Here is a 711-nt window from a genome sequence, read left to right on the forward strand (position 1 = left end):
GGCGTCCTCCGCCCGCCGTACGCGGTGCCCGACCGGGCCCCGTCCGCTACCCGGGCCGCCGGTCGGTCCTGCGGCGCGCCGGTTCCGTCCGGCGGGCCGCCCACGCCACGGCCCGCTCCGCCTGCTCGCCGAGGCCGGGCGCCCCGGGGCGGTTGTCGATCTCGACGTGCGGGACCACCGGGGGCTCGTCCACCCGGATCGCCCGCAGGTACTCGTCGAAGCGGGTGAGTTTCCCGGCGTCCCTGGGCAGGCCCCGCCGCGTCAGGCGGGCGCGGAGGGTGGGGCCGTCGGAGCGCACCCAGACCAGGTGGACCGGGGGCCCGCCCAGTTCGGCGACCCAGGCCGACCACAGGCCCGCCTCGTGCACCTGGGAGGTGAAGGGCCCGTCGAGCAGGACGGGGCAGCCGTGGGAGCGGATCTGCCGGGCCAGCGCGGTCAGCCCGGTGTACTCGTACTTCTTTATGTGCTCGTCGTACCAGGGGCCCTCGCGCTCACCGGGGTCGCGGCCGGCGGCGCGCAGGGTGGCCGCCGCGAAGCCGCCGTAGGCGGTGTCCTTGTCCAGCAGCGCGGGCACCGGGTCGAGCCGGGCCAGCAGAGCCGCCGCCACGGTGGACTTGCCCGCGCCCGGCGGCCCGCTGACGACCCACAGGGGCGCGCTCAGTCCCATATTCGCTCAGTCCCATGTCCGCTCAGTCCCATGTCTTCCGCACG

The 711-nt window shown here is 76.5% G+C and carries 1 protein-coding gene; it reads right to left on the minus strand.

Annotated elements, in window-relative coordinates:
* Positions 1-46 precede the first annotated feature (46 nt).
* Positions 47-667: an AAA family ATPase gene (locus tag ACFOWE_RS15060; RefSeq protein ID WP_377288070.1), complete on the minus strand. Its 621-nt coding sequence runs from the start codon at positions 665-667 to the stop codon at positions 47-49.
* Between the last annotated feature and the right edge of the window lie 44 nt (positions 668-711).

This window comes from Planomonospora corallina (genome assembly GCF_042650625.1).
Lineage (GTDB): Bacteria > Actinomycetota > Actinomycetes > Streptosporangiales > Streptosporangiaceae > Planomonospora_B > Planomonospora_B corallina.

What these genes read in the sequence shown, in the direction of transcription:
- ACFOWE_RS15060 (WP_377288070.1), bottom strand. Translation starts at nt 667, where the DNA reads ATGGGACTGAGCGCGCCCCTGTGGGTCGTCAGCGGGCCGCCGGGCGCG.